Origin of the sequence: uncultured Nitratireductor sp. (assembly GCF_913053745.1) — a bacterium.
Lineage (GTDB): Bacteria > Pseudomonadota > Alphaproteobacteria > Rhizobiales > Rhizobiaceae > Nitratireductor.
In genome coordinates this window covers 35,086-59,202 of record NZ_CAJXGF010000002.1, presented here as the reverse complement: position 1 = coordinate 59,202, position 24,117 = coordinate 35,086, and the positions used below count along the sequence as shown (strand labels likewise).

24 protein-coding genes and 1 riboswitch are annotated in these 24,117 nt (G+C 61.2%); of the genes, 21 read left to right on the top strand and 3 right to left on the bottom strand.

All coding sequences use genetic code 11. From position 1 onward, the window contains the following. Positions 1-18 precede the first annotated feature (18 nt). The 4 genes from QZ638_RS00895 to QZ638_RS00880 are packed head-to-tail and all read left to right on the top strand — an operon-like array spanning position 19 to position 3,590. The gene (locus tag QZ638_RS00895; protein ID WP_295805840.1) at positions 19-894 is read left to right on the top strand and encodes a carbohydrate ABC transporter permease; all 876 of its coding nucleotides are present in this window, start codon (positions 19-21) and stop codon (positions 892-894) included. Continuing rightward, on the top strand, positions 891-1,715 hold the full coding sequence (locus QZ638_RS00890; protein WP_295805838.1) for a carbohydrate ABC transporter permease: 825 nt from the start codon (positions 891-893) through the stop codon (positions 1,713-1,715). The genes QZ638_RS00895 and QZ638_RS00890 overlap by 4 nt, the downstream gene beginning before the upstream one ends. Before the next feature lie 17 nt (positions 1,716-1,732). Then, a complete protein-coding gene (locus QZ638_RS00885) occupies positions 1,733-2,098 on the top strand; it encodes a RidA family protein (RefSeq protein ID WP_295805837.1) in 366 nt (121 codons plus the stop codon). Between the two features lie 25 nt (positions 2,099-2,123). Further along, a complete protein-coding gene (locus QZ638_RS00880; protein ID WP_295805835.1) occupies positions 2,124-3,590 on the top strand; it encodes a M81 family metallopeptidase in 1,467 nt (488 codons plus the stop codon). Between the two features lie 139 nt (positions 3,591-3,729). On the opposite strand, the gene QZ638_RS00875 is transcribed toward QZ638_RS00880, so the two are convergent. Beyond that, positions 3,730-4,191: a group III truncated hemoglobin gene (locus QZ638_RS00875; protein ID WP_295805833.1), complete on the bottom strand. Its 462-nt coding sequence runs from the start codon at positions 4,189-4,191 to the stop codon at positions 3,730-3,732. A gap of 68 nt (positions 4,192-4,259) precedes the next feature. Between QZ638_RS00875 and QZ638_RS00870 the strand changes: the two genes are divergently transcribed. Continuing rightward, positions 4,260-5,147 (top strand): alpha/beta fold hydrolase, encoded by an 888-nt coding sequence (locus QZ638_RS00870; protein WP_366936189.1) that lies wholly within the window; start codon positions 4,260-4,262, stop codon positions 5,145-5,147. A 35-nt stretch (positions 5,148-5,182) separates the two neighbouring features. Further along, positions 5,183-5,560, top strand: a complete 378-nt coding sequence (locus QZ638_RS00865; RefSeq protein WP_295805830.1) for an ASCH domain-containing protein — start codon at positions 5,183-5,185, stop codon at positions 5,558-5,560. A 108-nt stretch (positions 5,561-5,668) separates the two neighbouring features. Here the strand turns inward: QZ638_RS00865 and QZ638_RS00860 are convergent, their stop codons facing one another. Further along, positions 5,669-6,577 carry a LysR substrate-binding domain-containing protein gene (locus tag QZ638_RS00860; RefSeq protein WP_295805829.1) on the bottom strand — a complete coding sequence of 303 codons (909 nt, stop codon included), beginning with the start codon at positions 6,575-6,577 and terminating at the stop codon, positions 5,669-5,671. 135 nt (positions 6,578-6,712) lie between these two features. Between QZ638_RS00860 and QZ638_RS00855 the strand changes: the two genes are divergently transcribed. The 10 genes from QZ638_RS00855 (at position 6,713) to QZ638_RS00810 (ending at position 16,398) form a co-directional block, all read left to right on the top strand. Then, a complete protein-coding gene (locus tag QZ638_RS00855) occupies positions 6,713-7,687 on the top strand; it encodes a tripartite tricarboxylate transporter substrate binding protein (RefSeq protein ID WP_295805828.1) in 975 nt (324 codons plus the stop codon). 28 nt (positions 7,688-7,715) lie between these two features. Beyond that, complete coding sequence (locus QZ638_RS00850; RefSeq protein WP_295805827.1) at positions 7,716-8,228, top strand: tripartite tricarboxylate transporter TctB family protein; 513 nt, start codon at positions 7,716-7,718, stop codon at positions 8,226-8,228. Between the two features lie 25 nt (positions 8,229-8,253). Then, a complete protein-coding gene (locus QZ638_RS00845; RefSeq protein ID WP_295805826.1) occupies positions 8,254-9,747 on the top strand; it encodes a tripartite tricarboxylate transporter permease in 1,494 nt (497 codons plus the stop codon). Further along, a complete protein-coding gene (gene argE, locus QZ638_RS00840; RefSeq protein WP_295805824.1) occupies positions 9,740-10,930 on the top strand; it encodes an acetylornithine deacetylase in 1,191 nt (396 codons plus the stop codon). The genes QZ638_RS00845 and argE overlap by 8 nt, the downstream gene beginning before the upstream one ends. A 94-nt stretch (positions 10,931-11,024) precedes the next feature. Next, positions 11,025-11,942 (top strand): LysR family transcriptional regulator, encoded by a 918-nt coding sequence (locus QZ638_RS00835; protein ID WP_295805822.1) that lies wholly within the window; start codon positions 11,025-11,027, stop codon positions 11,940-11,942. Between the two features lie 97 nt (positions 11,943-12,039). After that, the gene (locus QZ638_RS00830; protein ID WP_295805821.1) at positions 12,040-13,044 is read left to right on the top strand and encodes a TRAP transporter substrate-binding protein; all 1,005 of its coding nucleotides are present in this window, start codon (positions 12,040-12,042) and stop codon (positions 13,042-13,044) included. A gap of 34 nt (positions 13,045-13,078) precedes the next feature. Further along, positions 13,079-13,582, top strand: a complete 504-nt coding sequence (locus tag QZ638_RS00825) for a TRAP transporter small permease subunit (RefSeq protein ID WP_295805819.1) — start codon at positions 13,079-13,081, stop codon at positions 13,580-13,582. Between the two features lie 15 nt (positions 13,583-13,597). Next, positions 13,598-14,881, top strand: a complete 1,284-nt coding sequence (locus QZ638_RS00820) for a TRAP transporter large permease (protein ID WP_295805817.1) — start codon at positions 13,598-13,600, stop codon at positions 14,879-14,881. Positions 14,882-14,920: 39 nt separating this feature from the next. Continuing rightward, complete coding sequence (locus tag QZ638_RS00815) at positions 14,921-15,727, top strand: carbon-nitrogen hydrolase family protein (protein ID WP_295805815.1); 807 nt, start codon at positions 14,921-14,923, stop codon at positions 15,725-15,727. 11 nt (positions 15,728-15,738) lie between these two features. Further along, positions 15,739-16,398: an RraA family protein gene (locus QZ638_RS00810; protein ID WP_295805814.1), complete on the top strand. Its 660-nt coding sequence runs from the start codon at positions 15,739-15,741 to the stop codon at positions 16,396-16,398. An 80-nt stretch (positions 16,399-16,478) separates the two neighbouring features. On the opposite strand, the gene QZ638_RS00805 is transcribed toward QZ638_RS00810, so the two are convergent. Next, positions 16,479-17,663, bottom strand: a complete 1,185-nt coding sequence (locus QZ638_RS00805; RefSeq protein WP_295805812.1) for an MFS transporter — start codon at positions 17,661-17,663, stop codon at positions 16,479-16,481. A 123-nt stretch (positions 17,664-17,786) separates the two neighbouring features. Here QZ638_RS00805 and QZ638_RS00800 point away from each other — a divergent pair, with 123 nt between their 5' ends. From QZ638_RS00800 to thiS, 5 genes are all read left to right on the top strand, one after another. Beyond that, on the top strand, positions 17,787-18,563 hold the full coding sequence (locus QZ638_RS00800; protein ID WP_295805810.1) for a helix-turn-helix transcriptional regulator: 777 nt from the start codon (positions 17,787-17,789) through the stop codon (positions 18,561-18,563). Between the two features lie 197 nt (positions 18,564-18,760). Then, positions 18,761-20,842 (top strand): TonB-dependent siderophore receptor, encoded by a 2,082-nt coding sequence (locus QZ638_RS00795; RefSeq protein ID WP_295805809.1) that lies wholly within the window; start codon positions 18,761-18,763, stop codon positions 20,840-20,842. A gap of 62 nt (positions 20,843-20,904) precedes the next feature. Next, a riboswitch (TPP riboswitch) is annotated at positions 20,905-21,030 on the top strand. Positions 21,031-21,139: 109 nt separating this feature from the next. Next, the gene (gene thiC / locus QZ638_RS00790) at positions 21,140-22,957 is read left to right on the top strand and encodes a phosphomethylpyrimidine synthase ThiC (RefSeq protein ID WP_295805808.1); all 1,818 of its coding nucleotides are present in this window, start codon (positions 21,140-21,142) and stop codon (positions 22,955-22,957) included. Between the two features lie 3 nt (positions 22,958-22,960). Beyond that, positions 22,961-23,935, top strand: coding sequence for a glycine oxidase ThiO (gene thiO / locus QZ638_RS00785; protein WP_295805806.1), 975 nt, complete (start codon positions 22,961-22,963; stop codon positions 23,933-23,935). After that, entirely contained in the window at positions 23,919-24,116 is a 198-nt protein-coding gene (gene thiS, locus QZ638_RS00780; RefSeq protein ID WP_295805805.1) for a sulfur carrier protein ThiS, read from the top strand. Before thiO ends, thiS begins: the two co-directional genes overlap by 17 nt. The last annotated feature ends 1 nt before the right edge of the window (position 24,117 follow it).

The window sequence follows — 24,117 nt, the reverse complement described above, 5'->3', positions numbered from 1 at the left end:
GCAAACCTTGACGGAACCATGATCCGCTCGCCCCTGACAAACCCGTATGTGCTGATCCTGCCGGGGTTCCTGCTTGCCGCGTTCATCATCCTGTGGCCGCTTTATCAGCTCGGAACGATTTCACTGAACGACGTCAATCGCTTCGGTCAGTTGCGTGGTTTCAACGGTGTCGAAAACTACGTCGCGGTCTTCACCGATCCGGATTTCCTCGGTGCGCTATGGCGCACCTTTATCTGGACCGGTGGAATCGTGTTCGGAACGCTCATCGTCTCGATACCCGTCGCGATGATCCTCAACGAGGATTTTTACGGCCGTTCGCTCGCCCGGGTCATCATCATGCTGCCCTGGGCCGTGTCGCTGACGATGACCGCCATCGTGTGGCGCTGGGCGCTCAACGGCGAAAGCGGCATGCTCAATTCCGGCCTGCAGGGCATTGGCCTGATCGATCAGAACATCCAATGGCTCGCCCGTGCTTCCACCGCCTTTCCCGTACAGATCATGATCGGCATTCTGGTCACGATCCCCTTCACAACGACGATCTTTCTGGGCGGCCTCTCGTCCATTCCCGACGATCTCTACGAGGCGGCCAAGCTCGAGGGCGCTTCGCGCTGGCAGACCTTTCGCGAAATCACCTTGCCGCTGATGAAACCGTTCTTGAACATCTCGATCGTGCTCAACATGATTTATGTGTTCAATTCGTTTCCGATCATCTGGGCAACGACGCAGGGCGGTCCGGCGAATTCCACCGATATTCTCGTCACCTATCTCTACAAGCTGGGCTTCCGCTTCGGGAAGCTGGGAGAAGCCTCGGCCCTTTCGGTGATGATGTTTGTCCTGCTGCTCGCCTTCACCATCCTCTATGTCGCGCTCGCCATGCGGAGGGAGCGGACATGAACCCCAAGCTCAAGAAATCACTTCTCTACTGGGCGCTGCTTTCACCGCTCATCGTGCTGATCCTGTTTCCGTTCGCCGTGATGTTCATCACCGCGATCAAACCCGCAAACGAAGTGCTGTCACCAACCTGGTGGCCGCGTGAAGCGGCGTGGCGCAACTTCATCGATATGTGGGCCGTCACCAATTTCGGCAATGCGCTGTGGAACTCGGTTTACGTGTCGGTGCTGTCGACCCTCCTGGCGCTCGCCGTCTCCATTCCGGCCGCCTATGCGATGAGCCGGTTCCGCTTTACGGGACAGGGCTTCTTTCGCCAGTTCCTGCTGGTCACGCAAATGCTCTCTCCCATCGTGCTCGTCATCGGTCTGTTCCGGCTGGTCGTGTGGCTCGGCCTGCTCGACAATGTGAATTCCATTGTCTTCGTCTATGGCGCGTTCAATGTCGCGTTCACCGTGTGGATGCTGCAAAGCTATTTCTCGACCATTCCGAAGGATCTGGAAGAGGCTGCATGGATCGAGGGCGCCAGCCCCGCAAAGGCGCTGGTGATGGTGTTCCTGCCGCTCGCCCTTCCGGCGATGACGGTGACGGCGATCTTCTCCTTCATCAATGCGTGGAACGAATTCGTCATCGCGCTCACCATGCTGCGACGTCAGGAAAGCTACACACTGCCAATTCAGATATTCTCGCTCGTCGCCGGCCGCTACACGGTCGAGTGGCATCACGTCATGGCGGCCACCTTCGTCGCCACGATTCCCGTCGCCATCATCTTTGCCTGGTTGCAGCGCTATCTCGTGCGAGGCCTCGCGATCGGCGCGGTCAAATAGAAAAACGGAGTTTGTTTATGACCAAAGAGTGCTTTGGCACGTCCCATGTGCCGCTTTCCCCCGCCGTGCGCGCCGGCGATTTCGTTTACATTTCGGGCCAGGTGCCCGTCGGCGCGGATGGCGTCGTCGTCAAGGGCGGTGTCACCGAACAGACCGAACAGGTGATGGAAAACGTCAAGGCGGCACTGGCGCTTGCCGGCTGCACGCTCGACGATGTGGTCAAGACAACGGTCTGGCTTGAAGACGCGCGCGATTTCGGCCCGTTCAACGCAGTTTACGGCAAGCATTTCCCCAACAACCCACCGGCGCGCACCACCGTTGAATCGCGGCTGATGATCGACATCAAGATCGAGGTCGAGGCCGTCGCCTACAAACCGCTCTGACCCAGACAAACCGGAATTTCACCGCATGCGTGTCTTCACGGCGTCGCTCGCCACCGAAACCAACACCTTCTCGCCCATCCCCACGGACCGCCGGGATTTCGAGATGGCCTTTTATGCCGGCCCCGGCGATCACCCGGAAACGCCCACGCTTTGCTCCGCACCGATTCCGGTTCTGCGGCGGCGGGCGAAGGAGGAGGGTTTTACCCTGATCGAGGGCACCGCCACCTGGGCGGAGCCGGGCGGCTATGTCCGGCTCGATGTCTACGAGGCGCTGCGCGATGAGATTCTCGATCAGCTTCGAGCCGCCATGCCGGTGGACTGCGTCGTGCTCGGCTTGCACGGCGCCATGGTCGCACGCGGGCTCGACGATTGCGAGGGCGACCTTCTCGCCCGTGTGCGCGAGATCGTTGGCCCGCATGTGATCGTCGCCGCCGAGCTCGACCCGCACAGCCATTTGACGGCAAAACGGGTGGCGGCGGCGGATGTTCTCGCCGCTTTTCTTGAATTCCCCCACACGGATTTTCTCGAACGCGCCGAGCATGTGGTGGACCTGGCACTGCGCGCCACCCGCGGCGACGTTCGCCCGGTCATCTCCACTTTCGACTGCCGCATGATCGACGTGTTCCCCACGAGCCGCGAGCCCATGCGCTCCTTCGTGGATCGCATGAAGGCGCTGCAGGGCAGGGAGGGGATCCTCTCCACCTCGCTCATCCACGGTTTCATGGCCGGCGATGTGCCGGAGCTCGGCACACAGGTCATGGTCGTCACCGACAATGCGCCGGATAAAGGCGATGCCCTCGCCGGGAAACTGGGGCAGGAAGTGCGCGCCATGCGCGGCATGACCGCGATGAACAGCCTGTCCGCCGAAGGCGCCATTGCAAAGGCGCAGTCCGGCGGTGCCAGCGGCAAGCCGGTCGTTATCGCCGATATGTGGGACAATCCCGGCGGCGGCACGGCGGGCGACAACACCGTCCTTCTGCATGCGCTTGTTCAAAGCGGCATCACGCGCGCGGGCGTCGCGACAATCTGGGATCCGCAGGCTGTCGCCTTTGCGCATGGGGCGGGCGAGGGCACCGTTCTCGACATGCGCATCGGTGGCAAGGCGAACGCCGCCAGCGGCACGCCGTTCGACGGCGCATTCGAAATCCGCAAACTGGCGGAAGAGGGATGGCAGACGTTTGGCACCAGCCGTGTCACGCTCGGTCCGGCCGCCGTGGTGCGACTTGTCGGCACGGAAATCGACATCGTGCTCAACACAAACCGTACCCAGACCTTCGAGCCCGACATCTTCTCCAATCTCGGCGTCCATCCGGTCGAGAAACAGGTCCTTCTGATCAAGTCGACGAACCACTTTCATGCCGGCTTTGCGCCGATCGCCGAGGAGATCGTCTACGCGGCGGTGGAAGGCTGCTACCCGAACAACCCCAAAACGGCCGGCTATAAAAAACTCGCGCGTCCGATCTGGCCCATCGACGAAAACGCCTTCGGATAGGGACCCTACGGAAAAATACCGGTTGCGCTGTCGTGGAATCGTTGGCCAGCCGGCCAGCGGGGGAGGTTTCCGGGCCTATCCGATGGTCTACATCCGCGAACAGAGATGGACGAGGGCACCGGCTTTCTCCCCGCCAGGCTCAGGCATCGTCCACGCTGCGGGCCCGCGCGGCATCCGGCCCGAGCGCTGCCGGCAAACGAAAGAACATTGCAAGTTTGAGACTTTTGGCAATCCGTTCCGCTCTCTCGACGAACACCGCGGCCACGGCCGGCGTGCACAGGTCGGCGACGGTCTGCCGGAAGAGATCCAGCCATATGTCGAAATCGGCCTCTACCACCGAGTTGAGCTTTACATGCGCCGGCACCGGCCGGCCATGATAACTCCCGTCCTTGAGCATGACCGCGCACCAGAAGTCGGTCATCTTCTCCAGATGCGGCTCCCAGTCGTCCTTAATTTCACCCGCAAAGATTGGCCCGAGCCGCGCGTCGCTGCGGACGCGGCGGTAGAATTCCCGCACGAGCCGGCCGATAAACGCCCGATCCACGGCGGGATCCGTTAGGGGCTCGTCCGGCCGCGGCCGCGCCGAGAAAGCCTCGCTCATGACACGCTCCCGAAAGTTGCATTCTTGAGACCAGTGTATCCGTCACTCACCTTCCCGCAATCGACGCGATGTCGCAGGTGAAACTCTGCTCGCACCCGTTGCGGACAGTCCTCATTTCGGTAGAGTCACAGCCATGCCACGGCAACGCCGGTTGTTCCCCGAATTGCGGCCAATTCCATCTATACCAACTTCCCATGCCTCATCTGAAAAACAAAGATATTTCCATAAGATACGAACTCGCGGGTGATGAAACGAAGCCTCCTCTCGTTCTCGTCTTCGGCATAAGCATGTCGTGTGAGGACTGGTTCGAGCTTGGCTATGTCGCCCGGCTCGCAGCTTCGTTCCGGCTCGTCTGCGTGGATCTGAGAGGCCATGGGGCCAGCGCACATCCTGACAGTTCCCGGGATTATGCGCTGGAAGACATGGCGTCCGACGTGGAGACCGTTATCGAGGGTCTCGGCCTGGAAAGACCCATTCTCTGGGGCTATTCGCTCGGGGCAAAAGTAGCGCTCGCCGCTGCCGGTAGAGATCCTTCGGCATATTCCGCGTTGATCCTTGGTGGTTTCGAACTGCATTCGGTTGTGAACGTCGACAACGATCTCGTCGCCGAGACTTTCGCTCAGGGTTCCGAAGCATGGCTTTCGCTGTGGCAACAGATGTTCGACGTGCCCAAGGGGATGGCGGAACGGCTGGCCGGATGCGACACGCAGGCACTTCATGCGCTTCGTTTGGCCGAAGCCGAATGGCCGTCCCTGGCAGGAACGCCCGAAAAGATCGAGGTTCCGGTCCTTCTGTATGCCGGGGAACATTGCTTCTTCCGAGACGCGACGGCGAGTATGGCCAGACGTTTCCCGACAGCTCGATACATCGAGCGTCCAGGGCGAAATCACTTTGATCTGATGACGGAATCGTCCTGGATTACCCGGGAAGTCATCGATGACTTGTCGGCACCATAAGCTTCGTTGCCCCTGGATGGGTCCGTCGGAACGTCGTGACGGTTTGTGATGTCGCTCCATTCTTCGCTACAGTTGCCGGCATGAACGATTTCATGCAAAGCCTCGGTGTGGTGAGCAGGCTGTTCCCGCTGATTGTCAGCGGAGAGAAGACGTCGACCATTCGGTTTCGCGAGATCCGTATCGTGCCGGGGCCGCTGCGGTATGTCTGCGATGACGACGCCGGCAAAACCGTCATTGTCACTGTTACAAGATGCACGGATATGCCCCTTTCATCGGTCGCCACCTATCTCGGCAAGCGGGCTGAATGGCCGGACGACACGATGTTGCGTGGAATGCGAGAGCATTATCCGGAAATCGAACTTACCGACATTGTTCAGGTCATTGAGCACGAACCGGCCGGGATTGACGGATGATCTCGACCGACCCCACTGGTTAAAGCTGTTGGACAGTTTCCACGCGCGTTCCGAGTCATCCGGCTCCACATCGCGTAATATGCATTATGGAACTTTCTGCGATTGGGATCAGGAGAGAACGCCTTCTTCCCTGAGCATGCCGATCTCGGCCCTGATCGTCTCGATGAAAGCGTGTTCGATGCGGCTCAGGGGGCGGTCCTCATGATGGAAAATCGCCATCTCCCAAGGGATGGAAGGTTCCAGAGGTCGTTCGACCACATCGTCGCCGGATGGAAGCAGGATGCTGAAAGGATCGACGATGGCGATCCCCACGCCGCGCCGCACCAGCCCATGCACGGCACGCAACGTGCGCGCCTCCGCCGCAATGCGGCGCTGTGCGCCGGCTGTCTGCATCATGTAGTCGACGCGCGTGCGCAATGGGCTGCCGATGGCGAGTTCCACGAATACCTCGCGCCGGAGGTCCTCGAGATGGATGATGTCCCGGCTTGCCAGACTGTGTCCGCGCGGGATCAGGCAGCGGGCCTCGCAGGCACCGAGCGGAATGAGGCTCGCACCGTAAGGGCTCGCGTCCAGCGTAATACCCACGCCGAGGTCGCAACTTCCCTCGTTGAACATGCGCAGCAGTTCCTCCAAACCCGTGTCGACGATTTTCACCGCTACATCCGGATGCGTCTTCTTGAAGCGCGCGACCACGTCGAGCAAAAACGTATCCACATAAATCGGCTGCGCCGCCACCACGATGCGGCCCACCTGCCGGTTGGCTATGGCGCGCGCCTCCCGCTCCAGCTCCTGAAACGTGGTCAATGAGCGCGAGACATTGGCGTGAAACAGGATCGCTTCGTGGGTCGGCATAAGCTGGTTGCGTTTGCGCACGAAGAGCGGGAAGCCGATCATCTCCTCCAATTGACCGAGCAGCCGGCTCACCATGGGCTGGGAGATCTTGAGCGCCGCCGCCGCCCGCGTTGCCGAGCCGTGGCTCATGAAGGCGTCGAAAGCCTCGAGCTGCTTCAGATTCATCTGCGCATCCTACATAGTCGCTATTCATAATAGTAATACTAACAGGCATAATTTGCAGAATAAAGCATACTATGCAAAAACCTCACCGCGCCCGGACCCTTCGGGCGAATGGATTCACTCTCCGCGGGAGGTTTTATGAAAACTCTGATGAAACATGTTCTGGCGGCTGCCGCCTTCGTTCTCGCTGCCGGCACGGCGCACGCCGACTATCCGGAAAAGGCGGTAACAATTGTAGCGCCCTACGGTGCCGGCGGCGCTTCGGATCTGGCTGCCCGCGCCCTGGCGGAAACGGCGCGTGAGTATCTGGGCGACCAGCCCGTCGTCGTTGTCAACAAGCCCGGCAATGGCGGTATGAATGGCGCACGCTTCGTTTCCGAAAGCGAGCCCGACGGTCACACACTGCTTCTCGCCCGCGTCGGCATGGCGCTTTATCCGGCGGTGCAGGAAAGCTCGCCGGTCGGCTGGGACGGCTACACCTTTCTCGGTTCGCTTGAGGCGACGCCGATGATCCTCGCCGTGGCGGAAAACTCTCCCTATAAAAGCGCCGAGGACCTGATCGCGGGTCTGAAGGCGAATCCGGGTGCCCTCACCTACGGCGCGTCCGGTGCCACCGCCATCGACGGTTTCACCGTTCAGGCATTGCTCGCCGACAATGAACTCGACCCGCTGACGGCCGCAACCCTCGTCCCCTACAAGGGCGGCGGTGCACTCGCAACCGCGCTTCTCGGCGGTCACGTCGACTTTCTTGCGATTGCGGCCGGCTCGCTGATGCCGCACATCGAATCCGGCAAGATGCGCGCCCTTATGGTCTATGCGCCCGCGCGCATGGATGCGCTGCCGGACGTCCCCACCGTTTCCGAGCTCGGCTTCGAAAAGGCCGGCCAGATCACCGGCTGGAGCGCGCTCTACGGCCCGAAAGACCTGCCGGAGAACGTCGTCGCCCGCTGGAAAGACACACTCAACCAGGTCGCCGAAGACGAGACCTGGCTCGAGCTCGCCAAACGCCGCGGCTCCATATCCACCGCCGGCAAGGAAGACATGGCGGCCTATGCCAAGTCGCAATACGAGCTCTTCAACGGGCTCGCACGCGAGTTCGGCTACATTCAGTAAGCCAACTCAAAACCCAAGAGGACGCGGCATGTTGAACAAGGCTATGCTCCGAGGGCTACTCATCGCCCTGTTCTTCGGGATCGTGCTTTTCGCGCTTATTCCGATCCATGTGCCGCGTCCATCCTTCATTCCGGGCTTCGCGCCCCCACCGGATATGTGGCCGCGCACCGTTTCCATCCTAGGCCTGGCTCTTGGCTTGGTGGCAATGATCCTTGCAGGTTTCGGCGCCAGCGCCGGAACCACAGAAGAGGCCGAGTATTCGCCTGCCTCACCCCTGGAATGGCGCAATCGCATCAGCAGGCTTGCTCTGGCGCTCGCAACGTTCGCGGGGTTCGTCTTTCTCGCGCCGCGCCTCGGCTTCATGCCGTCCTCCATGCTGCTGGCGCTTTCGGCCTTCCTGCTGGCAGGAGCGTCCGCGCGCTGGGGCATGGCTCTCGCTCTGGCTATCGTGCTGCCGCTTGGCCTGCAGCTCTTCTTCGGCAATGTGACGCACACGCCCTTCCCGCAGGGTAGCTGGGGCGTCTTCCCCGCCCTGAACTGACCGCCCCGACCGGAACGCTCAACTCATGTGGAACGATCTTCTTTTCGCATTCGAATCCGTTGCCACGCTGGCCAATGTGCTGGCCATGGGCGCGGGCATCCTGGCCGGGGTCGTTATCGGCGCCATTCCAGGCATGACCGGCACCATGGCGGTGACGCTCGCTCTTCCCTTCACCTTTTACCTGCCGCCCGTCACCAGCATTCTGCTGCTCGTCGCGCTCTATAAGGGCAGCACCTACGGCGCATCCATTTCGGCGATCCTTATCAAGACGCCGGGCACCGCTTCCGCCGCCTGCACCGTGCTCGACGGCTGGCCGCTTGCCCAGAACGGCAAGGCCGGCAAGGCGCTCAACATGTCGCTGATTTCGTCGTGCATCGGCGACTTCCTGTCGAACATCTCGCTCATTTTCCTGGCCGCACCGCTGGCGCTTCTTGCGTTACGCGTCGGCCCGCCGGAATATTTCATGCTGATGGCGTTCGCGCTGACCATGGTGGCCTCCATTTCCGGCGGTTCGCTGCTTCTGGGCGTGGTCTCGGCCTGTTTCGGCCTGCTGCTGGCCACGGTGGGCGAAGACATGTACGGGTCTTTCCGCTTCGCCATGACCGAAGACATGAAAAGCGGCCTGTCGGTCGCGCCGGTGCTCATCGGGCTGTTCGCCCTGCCCGAACTTCTGCGCCTTATCGTCTTCCGTGAAGAAAACCACGGTCAGGCCATGAAGCTCGGCGACAACCGCCTGACGCTGGCCGAATTCCGTGGTTCCTTGAAGTCCATTGTCCGCGGAAGCTTTATCGGTGTTATCCTCGGAGCCATCCCCGGCATCGGCCCGTCCGCCGCCGCGTTCTTCTCCTACGGCGAAGCGCGTCGCTCCTCCCCCAACAGCGAGAATTTCGGCAAAGGGGAACTGGAGGGAATCGCGGCTTCGGAATCGGCCAACAACGGTTGTTGCGGCGCGACCATGATCCCGCTTCTGGCACTCGGCGTTCCCGGCGACGTAATCACCGGCGTCATGCTCGGCGCCTTCATGATCCAGGGTCTCACCCCTGGTCCGCTTCTGTTTCAGAACAATCTGAACGAAGTCTACATGCTGTTTATCGGCATGATGTTCTCCTCCGTTCTCCTGTTCGGCGCGGGCAAGCTGACGGTGCGTTTCTTCTCGCACATCGCCTCCATCCCGCAGGTGCTTCTCTCACCCGTCGTGCTGATGCTGTGCGTCTACGGCATCTACTCGATCTCCAGCAACATGTTCGACGTCACGGTGCTGCTTGTGATGGGCGTTGTCGGCTTCATCATGCTGCTGTTGAACATCCCCCCGGCCCCATTCCTCATCGCCTTCATTCTGGGCCCGATGTTCGAGGACAATCTGCGCCGCGCGCTGGCCATTTCGCGCGGCGATCCATCCGTCTTCTTCCAGTCCGCCATTTCCTGGATATTCGCAGGTCTGATCGTGTTCTTCGTCGGCCTGACGATCCGCCGGGAATGGCAAAAATACCGAGAAAAACGTGCAGCAAAGAATGCCTGAGACCGACAATCCCGCAATGTCACTGCTTGAGAATGCCAAGAACCACCTTAAGGATCTGGTCGCTTTCGACACCACAAGCCGTTACTCGAACCGGCCGCTCATCGACCATATGGCGGCCTTCCTGCGGGAGCACGGCATCGAGCCGGTCATTCTTCCGGACGAAACGGGAGAGAAAGCAAATCTGATCGCCCGCATCGGCCCTGCCGACCGTCCCGGCGTCGTGCTTTCCGGCCATACCGATGTGGTGCCGGCGCTGGAAAAAGGCTGGACCTCCGGCCCCTTCGACCTGACGGAGCGCGACGGAAAGCTCTATGGCCGTGGAAGCTGCGATATGAAAGGCTTTGCGGCCTGTGTGATGGCGATCGTGCCGCAACTCGCCGCCGCCGAACTCGAGCGTCCTGTCTGGCTGTGCTTCTCGCATGACGAAGAAGTGGGCTGCCTCGGCGCACCGGCCATCGCCGAATGGCTTGCGGCTCTCGACGTGCCGCCAATGCTTGCGATCATCGGCGAACCGACGGACATGACGCTCGTGACGGGTCAAAAGGGCAAGATCGCCATGCGCTGCAATGTGCATGGAACGTCCGGTCACTCCTCATTCGCGCCGGATCACGTCAATGCCATCGATTACGCCGCGCGCATCATCGCGATGATCGCGCAACGCGCCGATCAGGTCGGCAAGGAAGGCCCGTTCGACCGCGATTTCACTGTTCCCCATTCCACAATGCTGGCAACGATGATTTCCGGCGGTGTCGCCACCAATGTAACGCCCGATCTCTGCAGCTTCACCTTCGAAATCCGCAGCCTGCCGACCCACGATGCGCGGGCTGAACTGGAATTTCTCAAAAAGCGTGCAAACGAAGAAATTCTGCCGAAAATGCAGGCGAAATGCGCCGAAACCGGCATCGAATGGGATGAAATTTTCGCGTACCCGGCAATGGGCGACAACACATCGAGCGAGGGCTTCGCCTTCTTTCACGACATCATGCCCGAATGGTCCGGCAAGGTGTCCTACGGCTCGGAAGGGGGCGTGTTCGAAACGATCGGCGGCATCCCTTCCGTGATCGTCGGGCCGGGTTCCATCCGGCAGGCGCACAAGCCGGACGAGTTCGTCGAAATCGCGCAACTCGGCCTCTGTCTCGATTTTCTGGGCAGGGTGGCGGACAGGGTTTCCAAGCCCGCCTGACCGGCTGAGCTATGGCGCCCCGCAAAAGCATCCATTAGCATGCGACTTGCCGCCCGAACGGGCGGCAAGCCATTGATGTTTCGGGGTGCCGGCCGTGCAGTTGCGATTTCTGGAAACCTTCATTCACCTGGCGAAAGTGCGCAATTTCCGCAAGGTGGCCGATCTTCTGCACACCACGCAGCCGGTGATCTCATCGCGCATCAACGCACTTGAGAACGAGCTGGGCACGAAGCTTTTCGAACGCTCGAAGCGGGGCGTTCAGTTGACCAGCGAAGGCCGGGTGCTTCTGCCGCATGCGGAGATGGTGGTCGAACTGACCGACGAAATGAAGTGGCTGGTCAACAAAAACAGGAAGATGACAGGTTCCCTGCGCGTCGGCGTCACCGACACGATCCTGCGGTCCTGGTTCGTCCAGCTCATGGAATGCTTTCGGGAAAAATATCCCGGGGTGAACATTGAGATGCTGTCTTCGACATCCGCCGATGTCATCCAGTCCTTGCAGGATCACGCGGTGGATGTAGGATTGGCGATGCGGGATGGAAACGATCCCAAGCTCGACTTCGTGCCATTGGGCGCGTTCCCGGTCGCCTGGGTCGCTAGCCCGACGGCTTTTCCGATCCGAAGGGCCACGGTGGGCACGCTTCTGGACATGCCGATCCTCAGCTTTCCCAAGAATTCGATCCCCTACAAGACACTGGAACGCTACCTGAAGATGCACTCCAAGGTGCGGGTCAATGTCCACTCCTCCAACTCGATCGCAACGATTGTACAGATGGCCGAGGAAGGGCTTGGGATCGCGCCGATGCCACGCGCGGTGGTCATGAGGGAACTGGCAAGCGGCACGCTTCACGAGATCACGGTGGATGTGGAATTTCCACCATTGGAATTTTTCGCGATCACCGAAGCCTCGCCCCGCAAAACCCTCAAGGACGAGTTTGTGGAGATGGCCCGCGAGCAGGCAATTGCATATTCCAGCCGGTACCCGGATGACTATCTGATCAATCCTGATTGAAAAAACTTATCACAAGAAGCCATATTTTTCATTTGGACTTTTTACGGCAGCTCTCTGATCCTACCCCCATAACGAGACAAAAAGATGGGGAAGGATAATGAACCGTATTCTACTCAGTGTTTTGACCGCTACCGTCCTGACGGCTTTCAGCGCCGGTGCAACCGTTGGCGTGCAAGCCGAGACCTGGCGCATGGCGCACAAGATGCCGCCAGACAGCATCGAGGGTGAGCTTTTCCAGTACTTTGCCGACAAGGTTGAGGAGAAAACCGGCGGCGAACTGGAACTGAAAGTTTTTCCGAACGAGCAGCTCGGCTCCGACGACACGGTGCTCGAACAGCTTCAGATCGGCACGGTGAACGTTTATCCCGAAGGTGTCAGCTACCTGCAGAAATGGGCACCGGACCTGAAATTCACCTCCGCGCCGTTCCTTTTCGACGACCGCGAACATTGGGTGCGCTTCATGCAGACCGATCTCGTGAAGGGCTGGCTGAAGACGATCGAGGACGAAGCCGGCATTGCGCTGATCGGCTCGCCGACCGCATTCGTGCGTGGCCCCTATCGCGTCATGGTCACCGACAAGCCCTGGGAGACCCTCGAGGAAATGCAGGGCACGCGCCTGCGCATGCATCCCGACGAGCTGGCCGCCGCCGCCTGGCGGCACCTGGGCGCCGAGGTGCGCACGCTGGCCTGGACGGAAGTGTACGAATCCATCAGCCGTGGCATTGTCGACGCGGTGAACAGCCCGATCGCACTGGTCGAGCCTATGAAGTTCTACGAAGTTGCGCCGAACATCATCCGCCACGACGAATACCCGCAGGGCATGGCGTTCATGACCAACGCGGAACGCTGGAACGGTCTTTCCGACGAGCGTCGGGCGCAGGTGCTGGAAGCGTTTGCCGAAATGGCCGAGGAATCCGAAAAGCGCACGATGGCGGTCGCCGAGAAAGATCTTGCGGCAATGAAGGAAAAGGATGTCGTCTATTCGGAGCCCGACACCGCCGCCTTCGTCGAACGGATGGAAAGCTTTTACCAGGAGATGGAGGAAGCCGGCGAACTCCCCCAAGGATTCCTTGACGCGGTACGTTCGTCGCGCGCCGAATAGGCATCCTTTGAACTCGCACTGATGGGGAGGTTTCATGCCCGTCCTGGATCGAATCCTGGCCGTTATCGGCCGGCTGTTTCTTGTGGGAGCGAATACGGCTTTGTTCGCCATGCTCCTGGTGACCGCGCTGAATGTCGCGTCACGCGCATTCCTCGGCCAGGGGGTGGTCTGGGCCTTCCCCATCAGCATCGTCTGCTTCGTGTGGATGAGCTTTCTGGGCTTCTTCGTCGTCTACCGGCAGAACAAGGACATCACCGTCGATTTTCTGCTGAACGCCATGCCGGCGCCTGTGCGCCGGGGCGGTCGCATGCTGGTGGACATTGCCGTCATCGCCCTGCTGCTCATCATCCTGCGCGAAGCGCCGGAGCTGATCCAGCGTCAGGTGGGCAACATCGAAATGGTGGGCATCCAGCGTTACTGGCTGAGCGTCCCCTTCTTCGTGTCCTGCGCCCTCATCGCCTTGCACTTTTTCAGTGACCTGGTGCATGCGCTCAAAGGGCATCCGGAGCCTGAACACCACCATGTCGGCGACATCTAGGATTCGGGTGAAATCATGACCTTGCTTCTCTTCGCGGGCTTCGTCGCCCTTATCCTGCTGCGTGTCCCGATCACAATGGCCATCGGCCTGGCGGTGCTCTCGGCCCTCGTCTATGCAGGCTTTTCCGACACGCTCTACATCATTCCGCTTCAGGTTCTGGACGGAGTCGACAATCCGTCGCTGCTTGCCATTCCCTTTTTCATCATGGCCGGCAATCTGATGAACGGCGTGGGCATGACGGACCGCATCTTCAACTTCGCCTCCGCACTTGTCGGCCATATGCGTGCCGGCCTTGCCCAGGTGAACGTCGTCTCCTCGCTGCTCTTTGCCGGCGTCTCGGGCGCGGCCGTCGCCGACTGCGCGGGCCTTGGAACCATCGAGATCAAGGCGATGCGCGAGCGCGGCTATCCCGCACCCTTCGCTGCTGCCCTGACGGCGGCGAGTGCCGTCGTCGGGCCGATCATCCCGCCTTCCATCAGCCTTGTCGTCTATGCGTTCCTTTCAAACACCTCGGTCGCGCGGTTGTTCCTCGCCGGCATCATTCCCGGGATCGTCGTCGGACTGTCGCTGATGGCGTTCAACTATCTGGTGGCCCTCAAGCAGGATTTTCCGCGCGAGGAGCGCAAGAGCCTTCCGCAGATCGGTCGCGCGGCCATCGACGGTATCGCCGCGCTGATCGCACCGGGCATCATCCTGGCGGCCATTCTGACCGGCTTCACGACAGCGACGGAGGCCGGCGTTCTGGCCTGCGTCTACACCATCGCACTCGGCTTCGTTTACCGCACCTTCTCCTTTCGCATGCTGTGGCAGGCGCTGACCGAAACGATGACCATCACCAGTGTGATCATGATCATCATCGGCTTCTCGCACGTGATGGGCTGGCTTCTGGCCATCGAGCAGATCCCGCAGCAATTGGCGGACCAGATTCTTCTGTTCACCGAATCTCGCACGATCTTCCTGCTGCTTTTGATCGTGTTCCTGCTGGCGGTCGGCTGCTTCGTTGAAGGCGTTCCGGCCAAGCTGATCCTGGTTCCGATGCTGCTTCCGATCATCGACCAGTTCGGCATCGACCGGATTCATTTCGGCTTGATCATCACGCTTTCGCTGCTGATCGGCATTGCGACGCCGCCCATGGGCATCGCGCTCTACATCGTCGCGGAGGTAGGCAAGGTGCCGTTCGAGAAGGTGGCCGTGGCGATCCTGCCATTCCTGGTGCCGCTGATCATCGCACTTCTGGTCATCACCTTCGTGCCCGAGCTCGTGCTCTTCCTCCCCAACCTCATTCTGGGACCGGCTTGACGGCCGGGCCCCGATCAACCTCGGATAAAAGGATCTTCCATGAAAGTCTCCGTCATTCAAATGAACTCCCAGGACGACAAGGCGAAGAACATCGCCGACGCCCAGGAGCTCGTTCGCAAGGCTGTCGCCCAGGACAAGCCAGATCTCGTCGTGCTGCCTGAAACCTTCACCTATATGGGAGGCACGGTGGAAAGCCGCCGCGCCAACGCGGAGACCTTTCCCGGAGGCGAAGCCTATCGTGCCATGTCGGCGCTCGCCGCAGAGCTGAAGGTGAACATCCACGCCGGCTCAATGGCCGAGGCAGCGGGCGAGAAATGCTACAACACAACCATCGTGTTCAACCGTCAGGGCAACGAGATCGCACGCTACCGGAAAATCCACCTGTTCGACGTGGAGGTGCCGGGCGGCAACAGCTATCTGGAGTCCGATACCATGAAGCGCGGCGAAGACGTGGTCGTCTACGAACTCGAGGGCGTGAAAGTGGGTTGCGCCATTTGCTACGACCTACGTTTTCCCGAACTCTTCCGCAAACTGCGAGACAAGGGCGCGGAGGTGATCGTGCTGCCGGCAGCCTTCACACTGCAGACCGGAAAGGATCATTGGGAACAGCTTCTGTGCGCCCGCGCCATCGAGACCCAGTCCTATGTGGCTGCATCGGCCCAGATTTTCGCTCATGACGAAGGCCGGAAGCTGTGCTTCGGGCATTCGCTGATCATCGACCCATGGGGTGTGACGGTTGCCGATTGCTCCGATCGGGTTGGACATGCCAGCGCCTCCATCGACACCGGGTATGCCGCGCAGATCCGCCGCTCCATGCCCGTCGCAGACCATCACGTCGTGGCATAGGGAGCACGCATATGTATCAGGTCAACCCGATGCCCGAGCAGCTTGCGCAAGCGCAGATCGATAAGCTGATGCGGGTGGAAACCGCCACTGTGGGTCATTTCCTGCACGCCAATTTTCTCGACACGGGCATTCGCTCCATGCTCTCCAAGGTGCGCGTTGCCGGCACCGCCGTGACGCTGCGCCTGCCGCACGCCGACAGCACGCTGCTGCATTATGCCATGGACCATCTGCGTCCCGGCGACTTCGTGATTATCGATCGCGCCGGCGACACGCGCCACGCTTGTTGGGGCGGGGTCATCACGCATACCGCGGCGAGCAAGAAAGTGGCCGGCGCCGTGGTCGACGGCCCGGCGACGGACGTGGCGGATTTCGAACGGCACGGTTTTCCCATGTGGTGCCGGGGCCCCTCGCCCATCACCACCAAGCTTCTCGGCGTTTCGGGCGAGATGAACATTCCCGTCAGCGTCGGCGGCGTGGTTGTCAATCCCGGCGACGCGGTGCTGGCGGACGAGAACGGCGTTCTCGTCCTCGCACCCGATGAGGTCGATGCCGTCGCCGACCGAGCCATCCAGATGCAGGCCCGGGAAGTGGAACTTCTCAAACGCATCGACGCGGGCGAAAGTCTGCCGACGATTTCCGGTGCGAAGGCGCGTGTGGAGGAAAGCGTCTGAGCTGACTTCGCAACGTCGCCGCGAACAAGGGGACCCCGGGCAGAATTCCCCGGGTCCCTGGAGTTTCCAGGGGTTCAGGCTCAGGCCAAGGGTCTCTTTGAGACGGTGTCGGCCGATTGCCTGAAATTCGTCATCGCAGCCAGCATTACCGCCCCAAGCGAGAACGCGGCCGCGAGGCCGAACATGTGCGGCCAGGAGAAGCCGGCGGCAATGCCCGCGAGAACGGAGCCGAGCGCTCCGACACCGTCCATCAGAACGAAGGCCAGTCCGAGTGTCGTGCCTTCGCGGCGGTTTGCGTAATCAACGGCAGCCGCGAGCATGGCGGCACGGATCGCATCCAGGCCGGCAACGGCGGCGGTCATCGCCAAGACTGTGAACCAAAGCGGCGGCTGCAGCATCAACAGCGCAGCCGACACACCCGCGACAAGATTTCCCGAGACGAGGATCGGCCTTCGACCGACGATGTCGGAGAGTTTTCCGACCCATGGCTGCGCCAGCGCACCGGCGACCAGAAGCGCCGAGAACGCTATGCCCGCTTCGGCTGGCCCGAAGCCGTGGGCGTCCGCCAGATAAAGCGGGATCATGCTCAAAAGCGCCACCAGCGCCATGTTGTACAGGCAGATCATCGCCACGATGCGCGGACCGCTGCCCCGGCGCCATATGTACAGAATGTCGAGCAAATCTCGCCGGTTGACCGCGCGCTTGTCGAGACGCGGAACGGTGCGCGCCACATGAACGAAGCACAGACCCAACAACACGGTCGGAAAGACTGATACAACCAGCGCACCGCGCCAATCGACATAGGCGATAAGAAAACCGACGCAAAGCGGCGCCAGTATCTCGGCCAGCGAACCTCCAATGGCGTGAATGCCGAGCGCATGCGCGCGCCGTCCACCGCTTTCGCGTGTGAGCACGCCAGTGGCGATCGGATGCCAGGCCGCGTTGCCCATCCCGGCGATTGCGAGCAACAGCGCGAGGCTCCAATACCCTGGGGCCATCGCCGCCAGCGCATAGCCGGCGGCAACCCACCAGAACGTCATCACCAGCAGGCGCCCACGGTTCGAGACATGATCGGCAAGGACACCGGCGGGCAGATAAGCAAGCGCGCCGCCAAGGTTGAAAACCGTGAACAGAAGGCCGACTTCGCCCGGCGACAGATTCATTGAAATGCCGACGGCCGGCACGATCAGCCATAGCGAGGCGATGGGCCAGTCATTGGCAAGGTGCCCAAACAGGAACCACGCCAGAAAGGTGCGCTTTTTCATGACGACAACAGGGTCCGAACTGCAAACAAGGGCACGACGCCCGGGATGCGAAGGAACCTAGGTCAAACTGAAATGTCTTTCTGTCGACATAAGATCATATTACATCTAGAATTCGTCAACATCATGGATACACCCAAACACAATTCACCGGACGGTTCCGACGGGATGGGCAGGCCCCGTTATCTGGGAGAGACGATCAGGCCTGCCCCCGGCGAGAGCTATGACTGGCACACCCATGATTTCGGGCAACTCATCTCCGCTGCATCCGGCTCCATGTATGTCGGCACACCGAACCGCGTTCTTCTGCTCAGTCCGGCGATGGCGGTCTGGATTCCACCGGATGTCGAACACTGGATGCGATACGGGTCCAACAACCAGATGCGCTATGTCGACGTGAACCGCGAAGAGGCTGCGACACTCGGCACCGAATGCCGCATCGTGGCCATGACCTCCCTGTTGAACGCACTGATCTCGGCAACCATGCCCGACGACACATCCGGCCGTATCGACTGCCACAACGAGGCGCTGCACACGCTTCTGCGTCATGAACTTGTCGCCGCAAGCGATGTGCCGTTGTCGGTTACAATGCCGCGGGACAAGCGCATTCGTCGTCTTGCACAAGCCGCTCTGGAGGACCCGGGCGGCCTCAAATCGGTCGACGCGTGGCTTGCCGGCGCGGCCGCCAGCCGCAAGACGATCGAGCGGCTGTTCATCGCCGAAACAGGCATGCCGCCGTCTCGCTGGCTCCGACAGGTGCGCATTCTCCACGCCATTTCGCAGCTTGCCGCAGGCGAGAAGGTGAGTTCGGTCGCGTTCAATATGGGTTACGAATCTTCGAGCGCTTTCAGCTATATGTTCCGGCGCGCCATCGGCATGAGCCCAAGCGAATTCTGCATTTGAACCCGACCGGTTCGGAGCCTCCGGAAAAGCGTATTCCCTCGCCCAGCGAGCGAATTAATCCACAGGCTGGCGCTTGCAACGGAGCGATCCGCATTATTATTTGACTGTTATAGTCATATTTTTTAGTTCTGCCGGAAACGGCAGCCACGCCTCCTGCGGAGCGACCAACGATTGAGAAAAAGCAAGCGTGGTGCTCCGTGAAATCCCATCATTTCCATCGTTTGTCGACACTCCTGTTACTGTCAACCGGACTATCCGGCTGGTCGGTCGGCGCGGCTGCGCAGGACACGACCCTGCTCGAACGGCTGGAGGTCGAAGCGGCCAGCGACGACATTCTGGTGCAGGACGGTTATGTGGCCGAGAGCGGGCGCATCGGATCGAAAATCGATACGCCGCTGATCGAGGTTCCGCAGCTCATATCGACGGTGACCGAGAAACAGCTCGACGACCAGAACCCGCGCTCGCTTCAGGAAGCGATCGGTTATGTGCCCGGTGTCCGCGTCGGTGCTTACGGCTTCGATCCACGCTTCGACGCCCTCTTCATCCGAGGTTTCGAAGCCACCTATAGCGGGATCTTTCGCGACGGGCTGCGTCAGTTCAACAGCCCGACCGGCCTGTTCCGGCAGGAGCCCTACGGGCTGGAAGGCATTACCGTTCTCAAGGGCCCGGCCTCGGCGCTTTACGGCGCCTCCAATGCGGGCGGGCTGGTCAATCTGATGACCAAGCGGCCAACGCAAGAGCGCTTGCGCGAGGTCGAACTGCAAGGCGGGACGCACGATCGTTACCAGGCCAATTTCGACCTTTCCGGGCCCATGAACGAGGACGAAACGCTGCTCTATCGCATGACAGGACTGGTGCGAAAGAGCGGCACCGCCCTGCCCGGCTTCCCCGACGACCGCGTTTACCTGGCACCCGCCCTGACCTGGCAACCCGACGCCGACACAAAGCTCACCCTTCTCGGCGAGTACATGGATTCGACCCTCGGCGGCACGGCAGTGTTCTACAACGGGCCGAATGGCGTTACCGACCTCTACGGAGGCGATCCCACCTTCAACGATTTCGATCAGCAGCAGGCACGCATCGGTTACGAGTTCGAGCACAGGCTCACAGAAGTCTTCACCCTGCGGCAGAACCTGCGCTACTCGTGGCTCGACAACAATCTGGAATATGCCTACTGGTTCGCTCCCGATCCGGCCAACCCGTCGTCGCTGGCGCGGGGAGCCGGACGCTATGCCGAGAACGCGCGCAGCCTCGTCGTGGACAACCAGCTTTTGTCGGAATTCGACACAGGCCCGCTCCAGCATCGCCTGCTTGTCGGACTCGACTACGGACGCATAGATTACGACCAGTACGGGCTGCGTTATGCGCCGCTTCCGCCGGAAGGCGAAACGTTCGACATTCCATTCGTCTCCGCACAGGTGCTCAACCAGGTCGGCCTCTACGCATCCGATCAGGTCAACTACGACAACTGGCACCTGTCCATCGGCGGACGCTACGACTGGCTGGAGGGTAAAACCACCAACACCGCCGGGGTTATCGAGCAGACGGATACACAGTTCTCCTGGCGGGTCGGCCTGTCCTACGAAACGCCTTTCGGCCTCGTGCCCTTCGCCAACTACACCACCTCCTTCACGCCGAATGTCGGCACGCTCGTCGACGGCTCCCCCGCAAACCCGACCGTCGGCGAACAAAAGGAAATTGGCGTCAAGTACAAGCTTCCCGGCATGAATGCGGTGGTTACGGCCGCCCTGTTCGACATCGAACAGGAAGATGCGGTCGTGTTCGAGGTGATCGGTGGCATCAACCAGCAGGTCAATCGCGATCTTCGCTCGCGCGGTTTCGAAATCGAGGCAAATGCAAGTCTTGGCAGCGGACTGAGCATGATCGCCTCCTACGCCTATGTGGACATGGAAATCCGCAACAGCCTGGCGGGCTACACCGGCAACACGCTGAACTCCACCCCGCAGCACGTCTTCTCGGTTTGGGGGGATTACGCGGTACAGTCCGGCCCGCTCGAGGGGCTGGGTGTCGGTGCGGGCGTTCGCTATGTCGGCGAGAGTTTCGGCAACGATGCCAACACGACCGTCAACGACGACCGCTACTATGTCGATATGGCGCTGCGCTACGACTTCGGCGCCCGGAATCCGAAGCTCGACGGACTGCGCCTCCAGGTCAACGCGACCAATCTGCTCGACGAACGCGGCGTGACCTGCACGGCCGATTACTGCTATCGCGACGAGGGCCGCTCCGTGGTCGCCTCCATGCGCTACCGCTTCTGACCGTGAAACGAGGATAGGACGATGCAGCGGCTTGACAAGGCCGCGGCTTCTCCCCCACTTTAAAGCCTCACCTGGGGGGTCCCGCCAAGGGGCTGAGATTCTGCTGGGCATGGTTCTCCATGCAGCGCAGTGACCCGATGAACCTGATCCAGTTCATACTGGCGTAGGGATGGTGCATGCTTGGCGGGTCACGGGCTCATCGCAGCCGAAACCGAATCCAGACCGGATTGTCCAGGCTTTCCTCCTCTCGGCAAGAACTGGGTCTCCATTGCCGAACACGCAGAGGAGGCTCCGCCCATGGACGCATTCGCCCCGACCGTAACCACCGGCCCGTTGCCGGCGTCGCGCAAGGTCTACAAACCTGGAACGCTACACCCTGAAATTCGCGTGCCCATGCGCGAAATCGCCGTGCATCCGAGCGCCGGCGAACCGCCGGTGACCGTCTACGATTCCTCCGGCCCCTACACCGATCCCGACGCGCCGATCGAGATCGACAAGGGCCTGCCGCGCATCCGCGAAACATGGGTCAAGGCGCGCGGCGACGTGGAGGTCTATGAGGGCCGTCATGTCAAACCGGAGGACAACGGCTTTGCCACCGGCGATCGGCTGACGCCGGAATTTCCCACCCGCCACCGGCCACTCAAGGCAAAAGACGGCAAAGCGGTCACGCAGCTCGCCTATGCGCGCGCCGGCATCGTCACGCCGGAAATGGAGTTTATCGCGATCCGCGAAAACCTCGGCCGGGCGCAAGCCAAGGCCGCGCTTGTTCGCGACGGCGAGAGTTTTGGCGCAGCGATCCCCGATTTCGTGACGCCGGAATTCGTGCGCGACGAGGTGGCGCGCGGCCGGGCCGTGATTCCGTCCAACATCAACCACCCCGAAGCCGAGCCGATGATCATCGGCCGCAACTTCCTCGTGAAGATCAACGCCAATATCGGCAATTCCGCCGTCACCTCTTCGATGGCCGAGGAAGTGGAGAAGATGGTCTGGGCGACGCGCTGGGGCGGCGACACGGTGATGGACCTTTCGACGGGCCGCAACATTCACAACATCCGTGAATGGATCGTCCGCAACTCGCCCGTCCCCATCGGCACGGTGCCGATCTATCAGGCGCTAGAGAAGGTGAACGGCGTCGCCGAAGACCTGACCTGGGAGGTTTTCCGCGATACGCTGATCGAGCAGGCGGAACAGGGCGTCGACTATTTCACCATTCATGCCGGCGTACGGCTGCATTACATCCCGCTCACCGTCGAGCGCGTCACGGGCATCGTTTCACGCGGCGGCTCGATCATGGCCAAGTGGTGCCTGCACCACCACAAGGAGAGCTTTCTCTATGAGAATTTTGCGGAGATCTGCGACATCTGCCGCGCCTATGACGTGTCGTTCTCGCTGGGCGACGGCCTGAGGCCGGGCTCCATCGCCGATGCCAACGACGCCGCGCAGTTCGCCGAATTGGAGACACTGGGCGAGCTGACGAAAATCGCCTGGGAGAAAGACTGCCAGGTGATCATCGAAGGCCCCGGTCATGTGCCCATGCACAAGATCAAGGAAAACATGGAAAAACAGCTCGAAGCGTGCGGCGAAGCCCCGTTCTATACGCTTGGACCGCTCACCACGGACATAGCGCCGGGCTATGACCACATCACGAGCGGCATCGGCGCGGCCATGATCGGCTGGTACGGCACGGCCATGCTCTGCTACGTCACGCCGAAGGAGCATCTGGGCCTGCCGAACCGCGACGACGTAAAGACGGGCGTCATCACCTATAAGATCGCCGCGCACGCGGCGGATCTCGCCAAGGGGCATCCGGCGGCAAAGATCCGTGACGACGCGCTTTCACGTGCGCGTTTCGAATTCCGCTGGGAGGACCAGTTCAACCTTTCGCTGGACCCGGAAACGGCGCGCAATTTCCACGACCAGACACTGCCCAAGGAGGCGCACAAGGTGGCGCATTTCTGCTCCATGTGCGGTCCGAAATTCTGCTCCATGCGCATTTCCCACGACATCCGCGCCGAGGCGCAGAAGGAGGGCATGGCGAAGATGGCGGAGAAATTTCGCGAGGGCGGCGATCTCTACATGCCGCTTAACGAGGTGGCGGCGGAGAACAGGGACTGACCCATGCATGTCCTCATTCGCGGGGCCGGGGTGGCCGGCCTCACGCTGGCCCATGAGCTGGTTCGGGCCGGCACGCAGGTGACTGTCTGCGACATTCGATCCGGACCGGCAGGCAGCGCCTCGTGGCTTGCCGGCGGAATGCTCGCCCCCTGGTGCGAGCGCGAAAACGCGGAAGAGCCGGTGCTGACCCTGGGGCGCCTGGCGGCCGATTGGTGGGACGCGGCACTGCCCGGCCACGTAACGCGCAACGGAACGCTGGTCGTCGCGCCCGCGCGCGATGCAGCGGAACTCGACCGTTTCGCCGCGCGCACGGGCGGCCATGAATGGCTGGATGGCAACGCCGTGGCTCTGCTGGAGCCCGATCTTGCCGGTCGGTTCCGGCGCGGGCTCTTCTTCCGCGACGAGGCGCATCTCGAACCGCGCCAGGCGATGACGACGCTGAGCGCGGCGCTGAAAACGGCAGGCGTACGTTTCGCTTACGGTAACGATACACCAGCCGAAGCGGACAGAATTGCCGATTGCACCGGCATGGCGTTCGCCGATAAAGAGCTGCGCGGGGTGCGTGGCGAGATGCTTTTGCTGCAAACGGAAGAGATCAGTCTTTCGCGGCCCGTGCGGCTGCTTCATCCGCGCATTCCGGTCTACATCGTGCCGCGTGAAGGGCATCACTTCATGGTCGGCGCGACGATGATCGAAAGCGATGACGACGGGCCGATCAGCGCCCGCTCGACAATGGAACTCCTGAACGCCGCCTACAGCCTGCACCCGGCCTTTGCGGAAGCGAAGATCGTGGAAACGGGCGCCGGCGTGCGCCCTGCTTATGCCGATAACCTGCCACGCGTGAAGCAGACCCGAGAGGGGATCAGCGTGAACGGCCTTTATCGCCACGGCTTTTTGCTCTCGCCCGCAATGGCGCAGGAGGCGGCGGCCCTGATCCTGAACGAACGCGTGGAGGCTTTTGATGAAGCTCACGGTTAATGGCGAAGCGCAGCACGTGACGGCGACGACGCTGGCCGCCCTTCTCGATGAACTCGACTATGCGCCCGACTTTCTCGCCACGGCGCGCAATGGCGAACTGGTGCCGGCGGCGGAACGGGGTTCCTGCACGCTCGAGGACGGCGACCGAATTGAAGTTCTCTCACCCATGCAGGGAGGCTGAC